The sequence below is a fragment of the Kitasatospora sp. NPDC036755 genome (genome assembly GCF_040636595.1).
In the GTDB taxonomy this organism is placed as follows: Bacteria; Actinomycetota; Actinomycetes; order Streptomycetales; family Streptomycetaceae; genus Kitasatospora.
In genome coordinates this window covers 20,741-27,008 of the sequence record NZ_JBEZUT010000091.1, presented here as the reverse complement: position 1 = coordinate 27,008, position 6,268 = coordinate 20,741, and the positions used below count along the sequence as shown (strand labels likewise).

Annotated in this window: 7 protein-coding genes; 1 reads left to right on the top strand and 6 read right to left on the bottom strand. The window is 72.0% G+C overall.

Features of this window, described 5'->3' with window-relative positions; genetic code table 11:
- Window positions 1-111 precede the first annotated feature (111 nt).
- On the top strand, window positions 112-528 hold the full coding sequence (locus AB0E96_RS16315; RefSeq protein WP_359823666.1) for an AfsA-related hotdog domain-containing protein: 417 nt from the start codon (window positions 112-114) through the stop codon (window positions 526-528).
- A gap of 10 nt (window positions 529-538) precedes the next feature.
- On the opposite strand, the gene AB0E96_RS16310 is transcribed toward AB0E96_RS16315, so the two are convergent.
- The 6 genes from AB0E96_RS16310 to AB0E96_RS16285 form a co-directional block, all read right to left on the bottom strand.
- A complete protein-coding gene (locus AB0E96_RS16310; protein WP_359823660.1) occupies window positions 539-925 on the bottom strand; it encodes a hypothetical protein in 387 nt (128 codons plus the stop codon).
- Between the two features lie 141 nt (window positions 926-1,066).
- The gene (gene ccsB, locus AB0E96_RS16305) at window positions 1,067-2,194 is read right to left on the bottom strand and encodes a c-type cytochrome biogenesis protein CcsB (protein ID WP_359823657.1); all 1,128 of its coding nucleotides are present in this window, start codon (window positions 2,192-2,194) and stop codon (window positions 1,067-1,069) included.
- Between the two features lie 3 nt (window positions 2,195-2,197).
- A complete protein-coding gene (locus AB0E96_RS16300) occupies window positions 2,198-4,036 on the bottom strand; it encodes a cytochrome c biogenesis protein ResB (protein ID WP_359823655.1) in 1,839 nt (612 codons plus the stop codon).
- Between the two features lie 2 nt (window positions 4,037-4,038).
- Entirely contained in the window at window positions 4,039-4,815 is a 777-nt protein-coding gene (locus AB0E96_RS16295; protein WP_359823652.1) for a cytochrome c biogenesis protein CcdA, read from the bottom strand.
- Window positions 4,812-5,420, bottom strand: coding sequence for a TlpA disulfide reductase family protein (locus AB0E96_RS16290; RefSeq protein WP_359823650.1), 609 nt, complete (start codon window positions 5,418-5,420; stop codon window positions 4,812-4,814). The genes AB0E96_RS16295 and AB0E96_RS16290 overlap by 4 nt, the downstream gene beginning before the upstream one ends.
- Before the next feature lie 159 nt (window positions 5,421-5,579).
- Window positions 5,580-6,230 carry a histidine phosphatase family protein gene (locus tag AB0E96_RS16285; RefSeq protein ID WP_359823664.1) on the bottom strand — a complete coding sequence of 217 codons (651 nt, stop codon included), beginning with the start codon at window positions 6,228-6,230 and terminating at the stop codon, window positions 5,580-5,582.
- Window positions 6,231-6,268: the final 38 nt, after the last annotated feature.

The following is a 6,268-nucleotide window of genomic DNA, read 5'->3' as shown; positions in this document are numbered from 1 at the left end:
GCGCGGTGTGCCTTCAGGGGGCGGCCGCCGGCGCGCGTCGCTGTGTGGCTGGTCGGCAGTCGTGTGCACTCGGCCGTCGGGCTGCGGCTGCCCCCCCCCGCGTAGTCCTGGCTGCTGCGCGCCGACGCCACCCACCCGGTGCTGTTCGACCACGCGCTGGACCACGTGCCCGGGATGCTGGTGCTGGAGGCCGCCCGGCAGGCCGCCCAGCGGCTGCGCCACCCCGAACCGGTGGTGCCGGTCGAGCTGGTGGGCTCCTTCGACCGCTACATCGAACTGGACCGGCCCTGCTTCGTCCGCGCCGTCCCCGAGCCGACCGCCGGACCGGCCGCGGCGGGCGGCCGGCTCCCGGTGCGGGTCCAGCTGATCCAGGACGGCCGGACGGCGGCCGAGTGCCTGCTGCTCACCGCGCCGTCGGAGGACCCTGCCCAGGGCCCGACGGTGCCGCCGGCCCGGCGGGACGCCTACGACGGCCGCCCCGCCGCGCCGGGCCTCGACGGCGGCACCCGGCTGCCGCTGGCGAGCTGACCCCGCCCGGTCAGGCGGCCATCAGGGCGGCCGGCCGGCCCGCGTGCATCACGCTGAGGTTGGTCGCCAGCCGGACCGGGTCCTGGGCCAGCCAGAGCCGCAGCGCCGCGCCCAGGGCGGCGCTGGCCGACTCGATCCGGACGTCGGTGATCTGCGCGATCCGGGCCGCGCCGGGCACCAGCAGGTCGGCCAGCGGGGTCGGCAGCCAGACCGTCAGGGCGCACGGCGCGGGCACCGCCAGCGCCCCCAGCAACCGGTAGGCGTCCCCCGGAGCGCTGAGCGTGGGGATGATGTCCAGCAAGGCGTCGGACACCACCTCGGACACGTCGCTCCGGTGTCCCTGGGCGAGCCGGCGGAGCAGCATGCGCTCGGCGGCGGTGATTCGGACGGTCAGCATGACCTCGTCGCACTCCATTGCGCGATTTCCTCCTCAGTTCCCTCTCGCACCGGCCGGCGGCCGGCACGCACTACCCCTGTCGCACCTCGGCCCGGCTACCTGTGGGAGAGAGCCGGGCCGGTGGGTGATCGTGTGCCCCGGTCAGATCCCCGCGTAGGAGTGCTTTCCGGTGACGAAGATGTTCACGCCGTAGTAGTTGAAGAGCCAGCAGGCGAACGCCGCCAGCGCCAGGTAGGCGGCCTTGCGGCCCTTCCAGCCGGCCGTCGCGCGGGCGTGCAGGTAGCAGGCGTAGGCGACCCAGGTGATGAACGACCAGGTCTCCTTCGGGTCCCACTCCCAGTACTTGCCCCAGGCCGCCTCGGCCCAGATCGCGCCCGCGATGATGGTGAAGGTCCACAGCGGGAAGACCAGGGCGTTGATCCGGTAGGACAGCTTGTCGAAGGTCGACGCGGCGGGCAGCCGGCGCCAGATCGACGCCGAGGTGCCCAGCGGGCCGGTGGTGAGACCGGCCGCCATGCGCTTGTCGAAGGCGTCCTTGCCGATGTACAGCAGCGTCGCGATGAACGCCGCGTAGAACGCGCCGCCGCAGAAGATCGCGGTGGAGACGTGGATCGCCAGCCACGGCGAGTGCAGCGCCGGGACGAGCTGCTCGGAGTCGGTGTAGAGCACCGTGGTGGCGATGCCGAGGGTCAGCAGCCCCGCGAGGACGACCGGCAGGCCGAGCCAGCGGACGTTCTTCTTCGCGGCCAGCAGCACCAGGTACGCCGCCGTCATCGCGAAGGCGAAGGCGCAGGAGAACTCGTACATGTTGCCCCACGGCCAGCGGGAGACCGACAGGCCGCGGGTGACGATCCCGCCGACGTGCAGCGCGGCGCCGAGCACGGTGAGCGAGACGGCGATCCGGCCGGCCAGGTCGGCCCGCTCACTGGTGCCGGCCGCGCCCGGGCCGTCCTCCTCCTCGGTGCCGCGCCCGCTGGTGACCACCGTCGCGCCCTCGCCCGCGACCGCGGTGCGGGTGAGCGTGGTGGTGCCGCCGCCGGCCCCCGCCACGGTGACGGTGACCTTCTTGGCACCCTTCGGCGCCGCCGCGACGGCCTCGCCGAGGGTGCCCGACTGCTCCTTCGAGCGGACGGCGACGGCGCCCTTGCTGCCGAAGGTCCACTCGATCATGTGGGCGAACATGGCGAGCGTGTAGACCACCATCGCCGAATAGATCAGCTTGTTGGAGAGGTCGGCCAGCTGTGGGTCGACCGCCGAGGCGAGTTGCACCGTCTACTCCTTGGAGTTCTGGTCGGCAGGGACTGCGGGGTCCGAGGACGCCTCCGGGGCGGTGGGGGCCCCGGTCTCCTCGGGTACGTCCGTTTCGGTGGAGCCGTCGCCGTCCTCGGCGGGCGCCGGGGCGTCCGCGTCGGGGGCGTCCTCCTCAAAGGCCGGCTCGTCGTCCTCGGAGGCCGGCTCGTCGTCCTCGGAGGCCGGGGCGTCGTCCTGGAGGTCGACCGCGAGCTCCGCCAGCTCCTCGGCGATCTTCGCCGACTCGCTGCGGGCCAGGCCGGCCAGCTCCACCTGGGTGCCGCCGCCCGGCAGGGCGACCGCCCGCACCCAGATCCGGCGGCGCTGGATGAACAGCGAGCCGACCAGACCGAGGATCGCCAGCACCCCGCCGGCCAGGGCGATCGAGTTGCCCGGGCGGTGCGAGACGTTGAAGCTGGCCCACTGCTTGTAGCCCTCGAAGGTCACCGAGCCGTAGCCGTCGGGCAGGTCCCAGCCCTGGCCGGGCTTGAGCCGGGCCTTGGCCGGCTGGCCGTCCTGGGTCAGCTGGGTGAGCTTGCGGGTGTTGAGCTGGTAGACGTTCTGCGGCAGGCCGGAGTCGGTGCCGAGGTCGCCCGCGAAGGCGTTCAGCACCAGCTCGGGCGAGGCGTCACCGGGGAACAGCGAGACCGGGCCGGTGCCCTCGAAGCTCAGCGGGGCGGTCGGCAGGAAGAAGCCGGAGAAGCCCATCTGGGTCCTGTTGCCGTCGGGGCCCGTGCCGTAGTCGGAGACCTTGACGACCCCGGTGGAGGTCAGGTTGCCGTCCTGCGGCAGGAACGGCACGGCACCCCGGTAGACGACGTCGCCCTTGCCGTTCTTGACGGAGACGACCGGCGCGTAGCCGTGGCCGATCAGGTAGACCTTGCTGCCGCCGATCTCCAGCGGGTGGTTGACCTCGATCGTCGACTTCTTCAGCTTCGACTCGTCGCTGCCCGCGTAGTACTCGACGTTCGCGGTGAACTGCCGGGCGGCGCCGATCTGGTCGCCCTTGGTCTGGAACTTTGAGGTGAAGCCGTCCAGCTTCAGGTAGAAGGGGTCGAGGTCCTCGCTGCCGTAGAACCGGGTGCCGTTGAAGTCGTCGAGCTGGGTGATGGTGTTGGAGTAGCCCTCGCCCTCCACCATCAGCTTGCCGCCCGTGCCCGAGGCCAGGCTGGCCCAGGCGAAGCCGCCGAGCAGCGCGAACAGCGACAGGTGGAACAGCAGGTTGCCGACCTCGCGCAGGTAGCCCTTCTCGGCCGCCACCGAGCCGCCGGACAGGTGGGCGCGGAAGCCGCGCTTGCGCAGCAGCCGGTGCGCGGCGGCGTTCACCGCGTCGGCGTCCGCCTCGGTGCGCCAGGCCGCGTGCACCGGCATCCGGGTCAGGTTGCGCGGCGCGGCCGGCGGCTGGGAGCGCAGCACGCCGACGAACTGCCAGGTGCGCGGGACGATGCAGCCGGCCAGCGAGACGAACAGCAGGATGTAGATCGCGGAGAACCAGACCGAGCTGTAGACGTCGAACAGCTGGAGCTTCTCGTAGATCGGCGCGACCGTGGAGTGCTGCGCCTTCCAGGCCTCGACCTTCAGCTGGCCCTGGCCGTTCTGGTACTGCGGGATCAGCGAGCCGGGGATGGCGGCCAGCGACAGCAGGAACAGCAGGATCAGGGCGACCCGCATCGAGGTCAGCTGGCGCCACATCCAGCGCGCCCAGCCGAACGCCCCTATGCCGGTCGGTCCGTCGGACTCGACCGGCGCGGTGCTGAGCCGCTCGGCGGCGCTGTCCTCCGGCGCCGGGGGCTGCTCGGCCTCGGTCGTGGTGTTGCTCACGGTCAGATTCCGATCTGGAAGTCGGCGGTCCAGGACTGCAGCTGGCTCATCATCGTGTCCCAGACCCCGGTGACGAGCAGCAGACCGACCACGACGAGCATGCCGCCGCCGATCCTCATGACGAGCGGGTAGTGCCGCTTGACCCAGCCGAAGGCGCCCAGCGCCCTGCGGAAGGCCACCGCGGCCACGATGAACGGTACGCCGAGGCCCAGGCAGTAGAAGGTCGTCAGCAGCGCGCCGCGCTGGGCGTCGGCCTGGTTGAGCGCCAGGTTCTGCACGGCGGTCAGGGTGGGGCCCATGCAGGGCGTCCATCCGACGCCGAAGACCACGCCGAGCATCGGGGCGCCCAGAAGGCCGACCGCGGGGCGGCGGTGCGAGCGGACCTCGCGCATGCTCAGCCCCGGGACGAGGCCCATGAAGGCCAGGCCCATCACCACGGTGAGCGAGCCCAGCACGATGTTGATGGTCCGCTTGTAGTCCTGCAGTTCCTGGCCGAAGTAACCGAACAGCGCCCCGGTGGAGACGAACACCGCGGTGAAGCCGAGGATGAACAGCACCACGCCGAGCAGCATCCGGCCGCGCCGCGAGCCGCGGGCGTCGGCGAGGTCGGCGGCGGAGAACCCGGTCACGTACGAGAGGTAGCCGGGGACCAGCGGCAGCACGCAGGGCGAGAAGAACGACGCCAGCCCCGCCACCAGCGCGACCGGGGCGGCGACCAGCAGCGCGCCGCTCTGGACGGTCGAGGTGGTGTCGGCCAGCTGGAGGGCCGGCAGGCTCACTGCTTCTGCTCCGCGACCACGGGCTGGAGGATCGACTCCAGCGCGTCCTCGGTGGTGCCGCCGACCGCGCGGGCGGCCAGCCGGCCGTCCCGGTCGATGATCAGGGTGGTCGGGATGGACTGCGGGTTGAGGCTGCCCTTGGCGAACTTGAGCAGCTGGGTGCCGGCCGGGTCGAAGAGGCTCGGGTAGGTGACGCCCTGCTCCTGCTCGAAGCGGACGGCGTTCTGCTTCTCGGTGTCCCGGGTGTTGATGCCGAGGAACTGGACGCCCTGGTCCTTGTACTTCTCCGAGACGGTCTGCAGGCTCTTCGCCTCGGCCCGGCACGGACCGCACCAGGAGCCCCAGACGTTCAGCACCACGACCTTGCCGCGGTAGTCGGAGAGCTTGACGGGGGTGCCCTCCAGGGTGTCCCCGGAGACGTCCGGCGCCTCCCCGCGCTTGCCGGCCTCCGCCTTCGACAGGTTGGTGCCCTTGACGGTGACGAAGCCCACCTGGCCCTCGCCGCTGCCCGAGGAGCCCGAGGACGAGCAGCCGGTGAGGGCGAGCGCAGCGGCGGCGACGGTGGCGGCGGCTGCGGCGGCGACACGGGGACGGGGGCGCGTCATGGCAGACATGTGAAAAGTTTCGCATGGAGTCCCGGCCAGGTTCGCCGGGGTCCTCCCTAGCGCGTCGCACCCCGTCTGACCTGCGACGCAATCGGGTCACCCGGCACTCGCCGGGTGACCCGAAGTCATACTTACCCGCCCCTTACGGGCCGTCCGCGGTCAGGCGCCGAAGCTCTTGCCCACCGGCTTGTCGCCCTTGCGTCCCTTGCCCACCAGGTGCGCGGGCAGCAGGTCGCGGGCCGGCTCGCGGTAGCCGACCGAGACGATCCGGTCGCCCTCGAAGGTGAAGCTGGTCAGCGAGGCCAGCGAGCACTGCCGGTTGCGCGGGTCGTGCCAGAGCCGGCGGCGCTCCACGAAGGAGCGGAGGATCCAGACCGGCAGCTGGTGGCTGACGCACACCGCCTCGTGCCCGCGGGCGGCGTCCCGGGCCGCGCCGAGCGCGCCCATCATCCGCACCACCTGGTCGAGGTACGGCTCGCCCCAGGAGGGCTTGAACGGGTTGGTGAGGTACTTCCAGTAGCCCGGGTTGCGCAGCGAGCCGTCGCCGACGCCGAAGGTCTTGCCCTCGAAGACGTTCTCCGCCTCGATCAACCGCTCGTCCACCGCGACCTCCAGGCCGTGCGCCTCGGCGATCGGCGCGGCGGTCTCCTGGGCCCGCTCCAGCGGGGAGGCCACCACGTGGGTGATGTCCCGGTCGGCCAGGTCCTCGGCGACCCGCTCGGCCATCTTCCGGCCCAGCTCGGACAGGTGGTAGTCCGGCAGGCGCCCGTACAGGACGCCCTCCGGGTTGTGCACCTCGCCGTGCCGCATCACGTGGACGACGGTGATCTCTTTGGCGCTCACTTCTC